Origin of the sequence: Pseudovibrio flavus (assembly GCF_009711345.1) — a bacterium.
In the GTDB taxonomy this organism is placed as follows: domain Bacteria; phylum Pseudomonadota; class Alphaproteobacteria; order Rhizobiales; family Stappiaceae; genus Pseudovibrio; species Pseudovibrio flavus.
Map to the genome: position 1 here is coordinate 76,926 of NZ_SMMA01000063.1, position 14,157 is coordinate 91,082.

At 51.6% G+C, this 14,157-nt stretch carries 13 protein-coding genes; 4 read left to right on the forward strand and 9 right to left on the reverse strand.

Annotated elements, in window-relative coordinates; genetic code table 11:
- The 4 genes from E1162_RS12225 to dctP form a co-directional block, all read right to left on the reverse strand.
- Positions 1 to 1,263: dihydroxy-acid dehydratase (locus E1162_RS12225; RefSeq protein WP_155131898.1), on the reverse strand; the 1,263-nt coding region annotated here is incomplete at its 3' end.
- 99 nt (positions 1,264 to 1,362) lie between these two features.
- Complete coding sequence (locus E1162_RS12230; protein ID WP_155131221.1) at positions 1,363 to 2,685, reverse strand: TRAP transporter large permease; 1,323 nt, start codon at positions 2,683 to 2,685, stop codon at positions 1,363 to 1,365.
- On the reverse strand, positions 2,679 to 3,233 hold the full coding sequence (locus E1162_RS12235; RefSeq protein WP_257098937.1) for a TRAP transporter small permease subunit: 555 nt from the start codon (positions 3,231 to 3,233) through the stop codon (positions 2,679 to 2,681). The genes E1162_RS12230 and E1162_RS12235 overlap by 7 nt, the downstream gene beginning before the upstream one ends.
- Before the next feature lie 73 nt (positions 3,234 to 3,306).
- On the reverse strand, positions 3,307 to 4,317 hold the full coding sequence (gene dctP / locus E1162_RS12240) for a TRAP transporter substrate-binding protein DctP (RefSeq protein ID WP_155131227.1): 1,011 nt from the start codon (positions 4,315 to 4,317) through the stop codon (positions 3,307 to 3,309).
- Between the two features lie 362 nt (positions 4,318 to 4,679).
- Between dctP and E1162_RS12245 the strand changes: the two genes are divergently transcribed.
- From E1162_RS12245 to E1162_RS12255, 3 genes are all read left to right on the forward strand, one after another.
- The gene (locus tag E1162_RS12245; protein WP_257098938.1) at positions 4,680 to 5,402 is read left to right on the forward strand and encodes a FadR/GntR family transcriptional regulator; all 723 of its coding nucleotides are present in this window, start codon (positions 4,680 to 4,682) and stop codon (positions 5,400 to 5,402) included.
- Between the two features lie 206 nt (positions 5,403 to 5,608).
- Complete coding sequence (locus E1162_RS12250; protein ID WP_371311934.1) at positions 5,609 to 6,004, forward strand: PaaI family thioesterase; 396 nt, start codon at positions 5,609 to 5,611, stop codon at positions 6,002 to 6,004.
- Between the two features lie 94 nt (positions 6,005 to 6,098).
- On the forward strand, positions 6,099 to 6,500 hold the full coding sequence (locus E1162_RS12255) for a DUF134 domain-containing protein (RefSeq protein WP_155131236.1): 402 nt from the start codon (positions 6,099 to 6,101) through the stop codon (positions 6,498 to 6,500).
- Between the two features lie 92 nt (positions 6,501 to 6,592).
- On the opposite strand, the gene E1162_RS12260 is transcribed toward E1162_RS12255, so the two are convergent.
- From E1162_RS12260 to E1162_RS12275, 4 genes are all read right to left on the reverse strand, one after another.
- On the reverse strand, positions 6,593 to 8,458 hold the full coding sequence (locus E1162_RS12260) for a CobW family GTP-binding protein (protein WP_155131239.1): 1,866 nt from the start codon (positions 8,456 to 8,458) through the stop codon (positions 6,593 to 6,595).
- Between the two features lie 66 nt (positions 8,459 to 8,524).
- Positions 8,525 to 9,682 (reverse strand): MBL fold metallo-hydrolase, encoded by a 1,158-nt coding sequence (locus E1162_RS12265; RefSeq protein WP_155131242.1) that lies wholly within the window; start codon positions 9,680 to 9,682, stop codon positions 8,525 to 8,527.
- A 20-nt stretch (positions 9,683 to 9,702) separates the two neighbouring features.
- Positions 9,703 to 11,115 carry a hypothetical protein gene (locus E1162_RS12270; RefSeq protein ID WP_155131245.1) on the reverse strand — a complete coding sequence of 471 codons (1,413 nt, stop codon included), beginning with the start codon at positions 11,113 to 11,115 and terminating at the stop codon, positions 9,703 to 9,705.
- A gap of 24 nt (positions 11,116 to 11,139) precedes the next feature.
- Complete coding sequence (locus tag E1162_RS12275) at positions 11,140 to 12,006, reverse strand: FadR/GntR family transcriptional regulator (RefSeq protein WP_371311925.1); 867 nt, start codon at positions 12,004 to 12,006, stop codon at positions 11,140 to 11,142.
- A gap of 235 nt (positions 12,007 to 12,241) precedes the next feature.
- On the opposite strand from E1162_RS12275, the gene E1162_RS12280 reads away from it, so the two are divergent.
- Positions 12,242 to 13,171, forward strand: coding sequence for a GAF domain-containing protein (locus E1162_RS12280; RefSeq protein WP_155131251.1), 930 nt, complete (start codon positions 12,242 to 12,244; stop codon positions 13,169 to 13,171).
- Positions 13,172 to 13,279: 108 nt separating this feature from the next.
- Here E1162_RS12280 and E1162_RS12285 read toward each other — a convergent pair whose 3' ends face one another.
- Positions 13,280 to 14,122: a 5-deoxy-glucuronate isomerase gene (locus E1162_RS12285; protein WP_155131254.1), complete on the reverse strand. Its 843-nt coding sequence runs from the start codon at positions 14,120 to 14,122 to the stop codon at positions 13,280 to 13,282.
- Positions 14,123 to 14,157 lie beyond the last annotated feature (35 nt).

Below are 14,157 nucleotides of genomic sequence, written 5' to 3' on the forward strand. Positions count from 1 at the left end.
AATGCGGGCCTTGTAGTCTTCGATGTCTTCAAAGACGACCGCACGACCACGATGCTTCATGAGTTCAGGAGAAGCTGCAGATGGCTTGATGATGGAGCCGTTTTCAGCAAGGTTACCGCGCAGAACAGCGATACCGCCGCTTTCAACCAGTGGCTTGTCCCAATCAAGAATGACATCATCGCCCCAACGTTCAGCGTCCTTGATGTTGTCTTTGACAGAGTTGCCGTTCACGGTGATGATGTCTTCGTGCAGTTTGCCGTGCTCGAGAAGCGCGCGCATAACAGCAGGTACACCGCCAGCGTAGTAGAAGTCTTCCATCAGGTACTTACCAGATGGCATCAGGTTCACGATGGTCGGAATGTCGCGGCCCAGACGATCCCAGTCGTCAAGGGTGAGATCAACGCCAACGCGGCCAGCCATTGCAAGCAGGTGAACTACAGCGTTGGTTGAACCACCGATAGCGCCGTTGGTGCGGATGGCGTTCTCGAATGCTTCTTTGGTCAGGATCTTGGAGATCTTGAGATCTTCTTCAACCATCTTAACGATGCGGCGACCGGAAAGGCGTGCATTGAGGCCATGACGGCTGTCTACTGCAGGGATAGCAGCTGCGCCCGGTAGAGTAAGGCCGAGAGACTCAACCATGGAACCCATAGTGGATGCTGTACCCATGGTCATGCAGTGACCTTTGGAGCGAGACATAGCAGCTTCAGCGCCCATGTACTCTTCAATGGTCATCTCGCCAGCTTTTACCATCTGGTCGTATTTCCAAACAGCAGTACCGGAACCAACAAGCTCACCACGGTAACGGCCGTTCAGCATTGGGCCGCCCGGAACTACGATCGCAGGAACGTCACAGCTTGCAGTACCCATCACGAGTGAAGGGGTGGTCTTGTCACAGCCGGTCAGCAGCACTACGCCGTCGATCGGAAGGCCGCGGATTGCTTCTTCAACGTCCATAGAAGCAAGGTTGCGGAACAGCATCGCGGTTGGGCGTGCGTTGGATTCTGCGCAGGAGAACACAGGGAATTCAAAAGGCACACCGCCAGCTTCCAGAACACCTTTTTTTACGTGCTCTGCAACTTCACGGAAGTGTGCGTTACATGGGGTGAATTCGGAAAAAGTCTGTGCAATACCGATGATAGGACGACCGTCGAAGGTGTCATCCGGCAGGCCCTGATTGCGCATCCAGCTGCGGTGGATGAAGGCATCCTTGGTAACGCCTCCGAACCAAGCTTGGGAGCGGCGGGTTGGTTTCTCAGACATTTTAGATCTCCGGTGGCATTTGCGCTCTCTGGCGCATTGGAGTTGGTTATTCTTCGTAGAGGGGAAACGGGTATCTCCTTGGAAATACCCGTCTTTTGATTAGGAGTACATGAAAGTGATGACTTCAGGGAAGGCGATAAGAATACCCATGGTCATGATCTGCATGATGATGAACGGCCAGACAGACTTGAAGATATCGGTCAGGCTAATATCCGGCGGAGCAACACTCTTGAGGTAGAAGGCTGCTGGACCAAACGGAGGAGACAGGAAGGAAACCTGCATGTTCACGCAGAACAGAACACCGAACCATACTGGATCATAACCAAGCTGGGTGATGATCGGCACGAAGATCGGCATGGTGAGCATTGCAACGCCAATCCAGTCAAGGAACATGCCGAGCACGATGAGGATCGCCATCATGAAGAGGATGACGGTCAGCGGGCTGATGTCCAGAGACAGGATCATGTTGCTGACGAACTTGTCGCCGCCCATGAGGTTGTAAACACCGATGAGCATGGTCGCACCGATACCAACCCAGATGATCATACCAACGGTACGGATGGTCTGGATGAGGGCATCAAACACGACGGTGAAGGTCAGCTCACGGCGCAGAGTTGCAACAATCATTACCGCGACCACACCCATACAGGCAGACTCGGTAACAGATGCAATACCGCCGTAGATGGAGCCCAAAATCCAGACCGCGATCATGAGCGGCATAGAGATGTCGCGGGCGATCTTGATGAGGTCGGCACGGGTCAGCTGGCCCAGTTCCTCGGCATCCATCGCAGGGCCATAGCCCGGCTTGATGTGACAGATTGCCAGAATGTAGGTCATGTACATGCCGGCGAGGATCAAAGCGGCAGGTACTGCACCAAGGAACAGATCACCAATGGAGGTATTGGCGGTCAGACCGTAGATAATGAGCACGATAGACGGTGGCATCATGGTGCCAAGTGCACCACCTGCAACAACAGTACCGATAGCAAGGTTCTTGTTGTAGCCAAGGCGCAGCATCTGAGGCAGCGCGATCATGCCGAGAAGCACGATTTCACCACCGATAATGCCGCACATGGTTGCCAGAACCACAGCCACTGCCATGGACTGAACCGCTACACCACCTTTAAGGCGGCCAGCGATAATGCGCATGGCGTTGTAGAGGTCTTTTGCAATGCCGGTCTTGTCGAGGAGCGAGGCCATCAACACGAACATTGGCACAGCAACGAAGGTGTAGCCTTCGGTAAAGTCACTGACGCGGCCTGCAACCATCTGCATCACAGCGCCGGTGTCAAACCACAGGTAAGAAACACCAAGAGCTACAAAGCCGGTCAAGAATCCCAGCGGCATACCCGCCAGAAGCAGGACGATCATTGAGACAAGAATAAAGAGGGTCGCGAAACCGATACCCATAGCGCTTAGCATTCGCTCTCTCCCTGTTTGCCACTCATCGCATCAGAGAACTGAGTCAGGTGCTTTGCTGTATGAAGAACACTCAAGATCACCAGCATGACGCTGGAGAGGAAGAAGAAGCCCTTGTTGAAAGCCGGGAACGGGGTATCCCAGGCACTGCCTGAGGTTTGCAGTTTGAAATCACCGGAATAGGTGAAGAAAGCATCCAGCGCGTTGAGGTAGGCGCCGTATGTCATCATCAAGGTAAAGCCGATGATGCATATGTGAACGAACAGGTCGACGAACCAACGTGATTGCGGGCGCAGGTTGTCTACCAGAAAGGTCATGCAGATATGACGGCGTGCCGAATAGCAGTAAACACCACCATAAAGCAGGCTGATGCTGACGATGAAGGTTGTAGACTCGTGCACCCAGAAGGTTGGTGCATCGAAGGCGTAACGCATGACGACTTCGTAGAAGCCTATTAGAACGATAACCATGAACAGCCAGGTCACCAGATGACCGAAGGCGATGATTATTCTATCTATTTTATCTGATAATTTTGATAGGCCGCTTAGCATTTCCATCTGCCGTATATGTTGGCGGCGGGATTAACCCGCCGCACGCCTTGGGGCTTGGTTGGGAAAGTGCGGATTATTTGCCGCGTGCTTCAAGGTGAGCGAGGAGAGCGTCGAGGTAACGACGGCCGATCTCGGACTCAGCTGCGGTTTTTTCCCAAACGGTCTTAGCGAGTTCGCGGACCTTTGCTTTTTCTTCGGCAGACCATGCAACTGGGGTTGCGCCTTCAGCTACAGCCTTTTTGTATGCGATTTCGTCATCGAGGTGCGGACGGATGAGGGTATCCAGAGCCATGCCGCGGAAGTAGGTCAGCAGGAAGGTCTGGTCCTGTTCGTCCAGAGAGTTCCAGATCTTCAGGTTCATGAAGATATGAACGGTTGGGGAAGAGTGGATGCCAGGGTAGATCGGATATTTCGCAATATCGTTCACGCCCTGCTGCTGGTTGTTGGAGAAGGTAGAGAAGTCAGCAGCGTCGATGATGCCTTTGTCCAGACCGGAATAGATTTCAGAGCCTGGCAGGTTAACCGGAGTTGCACCCATAGCTTCAAACAGGTTCTGTACCGGACCAGATGGTGCACGGACCTTCACGCCTTTGAAGTCTTCAACTTTCTCGATTTTGACCTTGGAAGGGATGGATTCTGCACCGGTCAGGGAAACACCGATGAGCTTCACGCCCTGTTCCTGGAAGATTTCGTCTACGATTTCGAAACCGCCACCAGCATAGTAGAACTTCAGGATGTCTTCGTCGCTGTCCCATGCGCCGAGCGTATCACCGATAAGGCCAAAGCCTTTGTCCATACCTGCAAAGTGAGCAGAGGTGAGCATGCCACCTTGGATGATGTTGTTGCGCACAGCCTGTACGGAGTCAGCTGGCTTTACAACGGAGTCCAGAGGCAGAAGGTCGATCTGGAAGCGGCCACGGCTGGCGTCCGCGATTTTATCAGACCATTCTTTCTGGATATCGAACACCTGTTCGCCTGCGAAGTTGGCGCTGGTGAATTTGAACGAATAGGTTTCGGCAGATGCGCAAAGTGGCGCGGATACCAGTGCGGCACCTAACGCAAGTGTAGCAGCAAACTTATTCATATTTCCTCCAAAACTGGCGCCGTTCTGTCTCCCGACGCCCATTTTTCTCCCGGTTTCACCCAGAGGAGGTTCTGCTCTCTGGGTGTCAATCTTGTAGTTTCACCCGTTAGGTGATGTATTACTCGATCTGGGCAGAGGAAATATGAAAATCCAGTGCGTGTAAATTTGGGCTAATACATATCTCAGGTAAATATATAAAGTAGAAATACAAGTAAAAAAGCTCGGCAAGTATTGAATTACTTGCCGAGTCTATTCTTGTTAGCGGAAGGGGCAAAATCGCAAGAGCACCCTTGATATGTGAACAGTTACACGCTACCTGTATGACAAGTGAGTGTCAACCTGTAATCACAAGTGATCCGAAAATGTATGATGAAGCAAGAGAAATATCACAGTCAGCCAAGCAGCCTATGTCTGCTCAGGTTGCTAGTCGGCTTCAGGAGTACATCTGTAGGAAGCAGCTTTCGCCGGGTGACTCATTGCCAAGTGAGAGTGAGCTTGGTCGCCTGACAGGCGCGTCGCGAACTGTTGTTAGAGAAGCAATGAAGCTTCTGGAAGCGCGGCGCATCGTTGATCTTGCGCCGGGTAAGCGCGCGTGTGTGGCAAGTCTTGACCGGTTTACCATGGCCGATTTCATGATGAATGGCGTTGGAACGCGGCAGATCACCATTGGGCAGATCCATGACGTGCGCCGGACCGTTGAAGCGCGCATTGTGCACCTAGCCGCGCTTATGCGCACCGAGGAGCAGGCAGATAGGCTCGTCGATATCGCCAAGGGAATGTGTGAGAATTTCGAGGACTCCGAGTTCCTTATGACCAATGATCTCGCATTCCATCAGGAGCTTTGCACTGCCTCCCGTAACCCAGTTTACGGGGTGTTTATGGGCGCGTTTAACGACGTTATCCGTACGACTTGGCCAATCACATGGCGTTGCCGTAAGAACGAAAGCGATAGACGGTCGAGTGTCGAGATTCACTTAAAGATTGCAGAAGCGATCAAAGCCCAAGACCCGGATCTGGCTGTGAAGCTCATGACAAAGCACTTTGACGATGACCTTAAGCCACTTGCTGAAAGTGGGTTCAACTAAGCATCGAAAACCCCTTCAAAATATTCCATTTTATATTGTTGGCTAAGCGATTGAATATTCAGTCGCTTAGCGGCTGCGGTGCCTCCGCCTAAATGTTATACGCATTGCGACGATAGCGGGCGGCGCTCTACAACACGTTGGTTCCATAGTGTGGTTATCCTCCAAACCGCACAGAAAGGCCGAACGTGACGAACCAATCTTTGAAAGTGGTTGAGAGCTGTGCCTCCCACGACAACTGCGTAGTCTGCAGCACTAAAATTTCCGATGGATTGAAGCTGACGTTTCATTGCCAGAACGATGGCTCGGTTTTCACGAGCTTTACTCCCCAAGGAAACACAGAAGGGTATTCCGGCCAAATGCATGGCGGTTTAATCGCCACCATCTTGGATTCCGCCATGGTGCATGTGCTTTTCAGTCAAGGCATTGAGGCTGTTACCGCCGATTTGCATGTTCGGTATATGCACCCCATCCGCATTGGTGAGTCTTTGAAAGTTTCCGCCAAGCTTATAGAGGCAAAGAAAAAGCTCTATCTTATTCAGGGCGAGGTGCATGTTGGTGAGCGTTGCGTTGCACGTTCTGAGGGGAAATTCCTGCCTAAGTAGTCGGTCGTCCGTAATGAACCTATGTTCAATATGATTGAAGCGCGTCTGTGTCTTTCTTATAATGAACATATGCTCATTATAGGGGTGCTATCCAATGCCAAGACCAAGAAAACTGAGAGTTGTGCAAGAACTGAGCCGCGTCGATTTCTTCAAGCCTAAGGGCGTTCCGATGCAGGAACTAGAAACAGTCGTGCTTTCTGAAGATGCCCTTGAGGCTTTGCGGCTTGTTGATGCGGAAGGACTTGAGCACATTGCCGCTGCAGAGATGATGGGAATTTCCCGTCCGACCCTGTCAAGACTAGTCGCTCAGGCCAGAACAACCGTTGCTACTGCGCTGTCCGAAGGGCTTGCTATTAAGATCGGAGGCGGTGAAGTGCGCTGCTGTAAAGGCGAAGAACTAGAAGCGCGACCTTGGGTACGCCGTCGTCGTCGCCGTGGTTTTTGTGGACGTGCTGGTGTGACGTTTGAAGAGGCGGAGCTTTCAGCCGGTGAGTGAGCAGCTGCTCATCCAAAAAAGAAGGCGCCAGAGGGAGGGAAGCCTCTGACGCCGCGGATTTTGCCTGATCGCTTGGGAGGCAAAATCACGAATCACTGGATACAGGGAATACGATAGAGTTCCGCTTCTAGTAGCTTGATACTTTCCTCTGGCTTGTCGCCGATGAAAATTAGGAATGGCTCTGCTTCATACTCCCCGCGATACCGCGTCAGCGATAGCGCCTGCGGTACATACTGGCAAAGCGCTTGGTGATCTGTGCCGACAAAGTTCAGTATGCCTTTCATCCGTAAGAGAGAATCTGGCAGCTTTGATACCGCTAATTTGAAGGCGTCTTCTTCAAGAAGGGCAGGCGCCTGCCACATAGCGGAAGTAATGTTGTAGTGGCTGTGAGTGGCGCAGCTAAAACTATGGCCCTGACTATTGCACCCGCACTGCGAACCTTCCGGTGCCGTGCGTGAAACGGTAGCGTTGACGCCATAAAGCGCGGCTGGAGAAATGTCGCCATTTACAACGCGGTGAATGAGCGAATGCGGCGATAGGCGCGCAATCTCTCGCTCGATATTGGCAAGCTCTTCTTGTGAAACAACATCGCATTTATTCAGCAGCACAACATCGGCCAAGCGAACCTGATCCTGCCAAATGCCATATTTGTTCATATGCTGTAGGGCGTTAAGCGCATCGACAACACAGGTGATCGATGCAAACTCCAGTTCGTTTTCAAGCTCCCATAGCTCTTTCAAAAGGTTGGCAGGGTTTGCAAGGCCGGTAGTCTCAAGCACGAGATAGTCTGGTCGATATTGGCTGGAAATCTCTTTTAATGCTGCACCTAGATTGCCGACAAGGGAGCAGCAAACGCAGCCTTCGTCCATCTCAGCGACAGCGTAATGCTGTCCAAGTAACTGGGCATCCAGACCCTTTTCGCCAATTTCGTTCTGAACGACAGCAACGAAGCGGTGCTTTGAGGCTTGGTACTCGATGAAGCGGGTGAGGTAGGAGGTTTTACCGGAGCCAAGGAAGCCGGTTAGAACGATGAGCTTTGGCTTTTCATAGATACCAAGTGTGGTCAAGTCCATTGAGTGGCGCGCTCCCGGTACCCGTTCACTCCACCAGTTTTCATTCTCATATTGAGGTGGATAATTGGCGGGCGCTCTCCAGTGGATCTCTGCAATGGTTTCTGCTCGCGGTTCTTGCTCGACTGTGCTCTCAAGACCCCAGCCAAGGCGAAGTGTTTTGCACGTTGTCGCGGCCTTCTGGTACTCAAAAATTTCAGCATGGGTGCCATAAGCAAAGGTGGAGTGTGCGGATACCCACTCATCGAGAGTTTCAGGTGTGCGGGTAAGAAGGTGGGATAGGGACGCGGCGAGAGAGCGGAAGAACGGCATTGCCAATTCGAGTGAAGGCAAGTTTTTATCTATTGATCCAGCGTCTAGTTTAAGCTCTGCGCCATCTGCGCGGGTGATGGTCAATCCCTCGGCGGCGACCAATACGTCCCGCTCAGGGCTTTCCAGTTGTATCGAAAGGCTAGTGGTTCCTTTTGTGCTTACCGAAAGCACACCGACGTGGAATAGCTGGCACATCGAAGGGAATTGCGGGAAGTCGCGGACTTTGGCGATGAAGTCCTCTTCTAAAGCCTCAATGCAGGCTTGAATGGAGAAGTCTTCAAACACTTCCTCTTGTGGGTCAGGGAAATAGTAGAGGCTGAAGCGTGCTTGCCTCTTGGCTTCATCTTCTGCCGTTCTTTCCAAAAGTGCTAAACCATAGACGCCACGCCGCTCTGTTAGTTTAGCTGTAAGCGCACCACGAAAATGGGGGCATTCGCGCATGCCTGCCCACCCCAAACGCTGGCGAACACCGGGAATGAAGTTCACCCTCATCATCGCGGATGAAGGTAGTGTTTCAACGGTTAGGCGAGGGTTGTTCAAGGTACTTGGCGGAAGAAGGGTTTCCAGATTGAGCACAGGTGTGTCTCCGATAGAAAAGGCAAGACCGGGTCAGCCCCACATGCTGACCCGGTCCGTGCTGGATTATCCAAAAGTGATGGTGTCACCGTTGCCTAGGTAGGCCGTATCCTTCGACCTATGCTGGGCAGTGCCCTGAATTACCGGATACCCCGCATCGATAAACTTGTTGGCGCAAACAAGTCCGGTGCAGTGGTTACAACCGATCATGTCGAAGTCGTAGTTGGCTAGCGATATTACGAGATCGTCATATTTTGGATCCCAGTCATCAAACGGCGAAATGTGCAATCCGCCGTAGATGCCGTAGAAGTTATCCTTCTCGTACTTCAGTTCGTTGTACGCGGTTTCAGCAAACTGGATGATGCCCTGATGGCAACAGCCAGTTACACTCACCAGACCTTTGTCTTTGATGTTGCAGTAGATGGACTGCTCACCAAACACGCGGCAGATGATTGGAACAGGGAATACATAGGTTGCGACACCTGGAATGATTTTGTTCAAACCATTTTTCAGTTCGGTCAGCTGGCCTGTGTGACCGGAATCCTTGATGTACTGAAGACCTTCTTTATAGAAGCCCTCTGGAATGTAGATCGGAATATCCGGCGCGTACTTGAGGGTAACTGGTAGGCCCCAATAGTGGTCGAAGTGCTCGTGAGAGATGATAAGGGCTTCGATCTCCCCGTTGCGCAGCATTGTATCAATGCCTTCACGCTTGAAGCATTCGTCCATCCATTTGTAGGACCAGCCGGTATCAAGCAGGAATTTGCGCTTGTTACCGTCCATTTCCTCAATTTCAAGAAGGGCTGCAAAGCCGCCTGCGTTATCGACGTTGATGCACTCTTTCTCGATAATTTCCCAAGCCTTTTCAAGATCATGCGGTAGGTATTGCTTGATCTTGGCGATGCCTTCTTCATATGAGCCTTTGCCCAGACCTTTGCCATTGCCGAATGGTGGCCAGTTATAAAGGTACTGGTCTACCAGCAAGCCGCCGGCGTGCTTGATGTCTCCGGTAAGGATACCGTTATCAAACCAGCTGGTTTCACTGATATTGATAACTTTGAGGCTCTTGATAGTGCCGATTTCCGTCATCTTCCGTTCCACTTCAGGGAAGTGGGCTTTGCGAAGAGGGGAGTAGGAGTAGAGACCCATGGCGCCGATAACGCCAAGACCTACACCAGTTGTTGCCCCTTTCAGGAAGGTTCTACGGTCAAACGAAGTAGTCATTGTGCTCTCCCGCTCTTCAACTAGCTGATAATGTCAATCGCGGCGTACATAGACGGCAGGATTGCAACGACAACGAAGAAGACAGCTACGCCAGCAACAACACCGGCACCAATGCCCCAGCCGTAAGAGCGGGTAGGACGTTCGTCTTCAAGTACTTCTGCTTCGTGTGCGTGTTCAGCTGCGATTTCATCAGAGGTTTTTGGAACCATCTTCCACATTGGCCAGTTGTCCATGAACCAGTGATGCACGAGCATAATGTTCACGAGCCAGATCATCGGGATCATCGGGAACTGCTGCGGATGCGAGAAGCCCTTCTGGGTGCCGAGGAACAGGTGGGAAGTCTTGTAGTATACGATGTAGAGAACTACAGCGCCTACAAGTGTGATGATGGTACGAACTGCAACGTTCACTGGCATGGAGAACTTGTTCGGCCAGTTGTTGAAGTAGAAGGACAATACAAGAGCTGGAACGAGCCAGAAGATTGCCATTTCACCTACGTGCAGCCAGCGCCAGTCTGGTGAGTGCTCACGGCGTGTACCACGGATTGCTTCGCCCCATGTCAGTTCCTGAGCAAAGTACAGGAAGAAGTTGATGGCTAGAGCGATTGCGATAATGCCGATGAACAGAGAAATGCGGCGTAGATTGTCGTTCTTGATCAGGTTGAACGGATAGCGCTGCCAGATAGTTTCAACGAGCCAGATCACAACTGTACAGCACATGATCCAAGCGATGTGGAAGTTACCGGAAACGGTATCAGCAAAGTTCTCCCAGTATGGAGGCGCGATGGATGTAAAGTACTGCCACGGCTGGTACAGAATACCCATGTGTGAGTGCATGGTTACAAAGTACACGATCGTCGAAAGGAAGAACGTTACAGCAAGTAGGGTAAAGCCAAGAACAGGCTGTTTGAGATTGGCCCACGGAGCCTTTTCAAATGCGATAACCCAAGCAGGGGAAAGCCACGAGGAAATCGCTGCAAACATCAAGATTGCAAGACAGGCATACTCGATCGCGAAGAACGAGGTAATACCCGGCAGTTTTTCAAGCTGGGCAGGGTTGAAGTATGCAAGGCCGAAATTACCGAGCAGGAATTCAAAGAAGCCCTTGATGAGGATGAGCAGGATCACAACGGAGACCGATGTGAGCACAATGCCCTTGGTAATTGGATGGCTTTTTTCCAGCCAAACCCGTTTGAACGGATAAAGATCGAACAGATAAACCATCCAGATCATCATCACGAGCCACCAACGGCAGTACATATAGCCTACATAAGGCGTGTACATGCGGAAGTATCCGCGTGGATCTTGGAAGATCCACCAAGTGGCGTAAAATACGGCTAGTACGAGAACGAGGCTGACAAGGCCCGGAATAAGTCCCGGTGCGCGTGCAATTAGTTTTCGTTCTTCTAGGTAGCCGGCTCCATATCTTTCCATAGTTGCCTCCCAAACAGCGTATCTTCAGGCGTTCTTATGCCGAAGAAGTTTGCCCGTAGGACATTCGTGCAGCGGCAGCGCCGAGCCCGAATGGCTTGCTGTATTTGAATCTGTCTGCCCCGGGCGAGGCGCAGCAAGTTCTTGAAGATGTTCATCGGCTGCCGCTTTAAGCACTGGCGGAAGCGGCAGGTTTTTAAGATCAGACAAAGCGATCGCGGTATTGAGGATGCGCGAGCGAATGGCTTTGCTGGCCTGAACGGGGTCTCGTGTTTCAAGCGCCTTCAGCAAGTGAACAAAGTCACTGAACAGGACATGGCGCGAGCGCTCCTCAAAGGATGAGTGCCGAGGGAACGCTTCAGAGGTACTGGCGCAAATCGAGCAGGCCACCTGCGTAATGACCGGATTTTCCAGCGTATCGACAACGGTTTTGAAGAACTCCAGAGACTGCCTTTTGTGCTCTGGCCAGTTCTCCTCCAGAATTGCCTTGCCAAGAAGGCCAGTGCAGCGCTGCAAAGAGTGCATGCGCATGGCATCCATTTTAGGTGCTGCTTCTGCAAAGACGTTTGGCAGAAACAAGATGCCTGCTTCAAACTTGGATAGCAGCTCGTCCAGACTTTCTGGCTCGTCCTGCTCAGGAGCAACTTCTCTTGGGCTGATCGAAGTTAGATAGCACCCGCTACCCTTCTTGATTTGTACAAACCCGCGAGCTTCAAGGCGGCGCAACACACTGCGCAATGTGTTGCGGCTAACGCCCAGTTCCTCAGAGAGCATTCTCTCGGCGGGTAGGCGCTGGCCCACTTGCCAGCGGCCATTAGAAATCATGCCGCGGAGCAGTACCTCGACCCGTCCTTCGATGCAGGGTTCTTTAGTTGATTTTAAAATTGGTTCCACCAATTTACTTCACCAGTAGCATGAGAAATCTTTGTGTTACTTATATCTCTCAAGTATGATTGAAATAAAGGTGATTATTGGTTCTACCAAATCGAAAAATACTAAATATAGGTTGCAATACTTACTTGTTGCTTGGTTGGTTTGCCACAATGTTCGGGCAATAAAAGCGCTGTGATGATTTGTCGGTTGCAACCGGTTGGCAGACGGTTTTGCTGCATGAGGAGCTAGCTCAACGATGAGCGAATTTGATAGTTATGTTGGCGCTCATTTCGAGGGCACGCCAATTTTACTCTGGGAAGTGAATGTCTTAAGGCAGAGCTTCAGTTGCGGTTTCCATACCGGATGGCAAGGGTTCCCTTTCGATATCTGCGAAGTACTGAAAAATCCTAGTATTCGTAAAAATGCAGTGCATCCAGACGACTATTTGCAGCTCACGCAGACGCTTCACGACATTCAAAGAGGTCGATCTGCTTCCGTGCACTTCAGGCTGGTTGCATGCGACAACCAACCGCAGTGGTTCAAGTTGTGCGGTGCAGGAAAAGGGCTGTCAGCTTCCAAAAGCTATGGCTTTTTGATTAGGGTCGACGACAGTTTTCGGGAGATATCGCAGCGGCAGCTTCCGGTGGTTCCTACGGATAATAGTGTAGAAGGTGCTTCTGGAGATTCTGAGCACGCCAATCGGATTCTTACTGATCTGAATGCTGCTCTTGAGGGCGTTGACGGCATGGAAGAGATGATGGCGGCGGTTGGGGAGGTTAGCGCCGAGCTACCATTCGAAGCCACTATGTTCTCCAATATCAAAAAGCACCAGAACAGGGTAACCGTTTATAATTCCGGACGGATCTTCAACGACCTTGAGCAAGGAAAAGACTATCCGTTCGCTGGCACGATTGCAGAGATGATCCTCGACCTTGGCGTTGATTACCTCATCGTCGATGACACGATGGAGAGCCTAAAGCCGATTGATTGGGCTTTGTTTGTACCACATGGCGTGCGCTCCTATGTGGCACTACCGTTCTTCGCCAGGACCAAGCTGCACGGGGTTCTTATCTTCTGTTCGACAGAGGTCGCTTGCTATTCCGAGGAGCATCTACCTGCGTTCAAGCAAATACAGGAAGCCTTCCGCCCACACCTAGCGCGCTGGAGACGCCTTCAAGGCGCTTAGGCTGCTTTGATGTGATTAAGCGGGTGAGCATAATAAAAAACCACCGAAACGCCTCGGGTGATGCGCTTCGGTGGTTCGAGGAGTGATACCAAATGGTACCCGCAGCTCTTATTTAAACTTAGCAACCATGTCTTTGATGCCAGGAATGGTCTGAACCTGATATTCGTGGCTAGGCTGGAAGTACTGAACCAGTGGGCGCTGGCTCATGCCGGAAAGAATGGTGAAGTAGTACATTTCGTAGCCAGGCAGTACGCAGCAAGGGTGGTAGCCTTTGTCTACGAGAATGGTGGAGCCTTCTACGATGTGATACGCGTCGCCAGAAACACCATCTTCACGCTGCAGCATCAGAACGCCAGAGCCATGGCCCGGGCGGAAGCGGAAGTTGTAGGTTTCGTCGTGACGGGTCTCAATAGGCAGACGGTCAGTGTCGTGCTTGTGGGAAGGGAAACCGGACCAGCCGCCAGCACCAACGGTGAACAGCTCGCTCACCAGCAGGCGGCCAACTTTGTCGTGGTACTTCTGACCAAGGATGTGCTTGATCTTGCGGTGGGTTTTGGTGTCGTCAGAGCCGTACTGCACAACGTCAAGCTGATCAGCGCGTACGTCGAATGGTACCAGTACCTTGTCGTATTTCGCGCCAGCGATGAACACTTCTACTTCGTCAGAGACTGCAACGAAGGTCACTTTTGCGCCAACTGGTACGTACACGCCTTCAGGCTCGCCGCCCCAAACGTCTTTGATACGGTTGCCGAGGCTTTCGTAAGCAACGCCTTCAACGTCTACGTTGATGGTGCCGGTCGCAGGAACGATACAGGTTTCGTAACCCGGTACCTGATAGTGGAAGACTTCGTCTTTTTTCAGCTTAACGATGTTGAAGTAGTTCAGCGGAACAAGGCTATGGTCCACGTCTACGATTGGCTGGTTCTTGTTGTCAAACGGAGCGATATGCATCGGGCGACCTCTAGTTATTTAGAGACTTATAGAAT

Bases quoted from the DNA above. Each gene is read 5' to 3' on its own strand.
- E1162_RS12270 (WP_155131245.1), bottom strand. From the start codon at position 11,115: ATGGAAAGATATGGAGCCGGCTACCTAGAAGAACGAAAACTAATTGCA.
- dctP (WP_155131227.1), bottom strand. From the start codon at position 4,317: ATGAATAAGTTTGCTGCTACACTTGCGTTAGGTGCCGCACTGGTATCC.
- E1162_RS12235 (WP_257098937.1), bottom strand. From the start codon at position 3,233: ATGCTAAGCGGCCTATCAAAATTATCAGATAAAATAGATAGAATAATC.
- E1162_RS12255 (WP_155131236.1), top strand. From the start codon at position 6,099: ATGCCAAGACCAAGAAAACTGAGAGTTGTGCAAGAACTGAGCCGCGTC.
- E1162_RS12265 (WP_155131242.1), bottom strand. From the start codon at position 9,682: ATGACTACTTCGTTTGACCGTAGAACCTTCCTGAAAGGGGCAACAACT.
- E1162_RS12230 (WP_155131221.1), bottom strand. From the start codon at position 2,685: ATGCTAAGCGCTATGGGTATCGGTTTCGCGACCCTCTTTATTCTTGTC.
- E1162_RS12285 (WP_155131254.1), bottom strand. From the start codon at position 14,122: ATGCATATCGCTCCGTTTGACAACAAGAACCAGCCAATCGTAGACGTG.
- E1162_RS12280 (WP_155131251.1), top strand. From the start codon at position 12,242: ATGAGCGAATTTGATAGTTATGTTGGCGCTCATTTCGAGGGCACGCCA.
- E1162_RS12245 (WP_257098938.1), top strand. From the start codon at position 4,680: ATGTATGATGAAGCAAGAGAAATATCACAGTCAGCCAAGCAGCCTATG.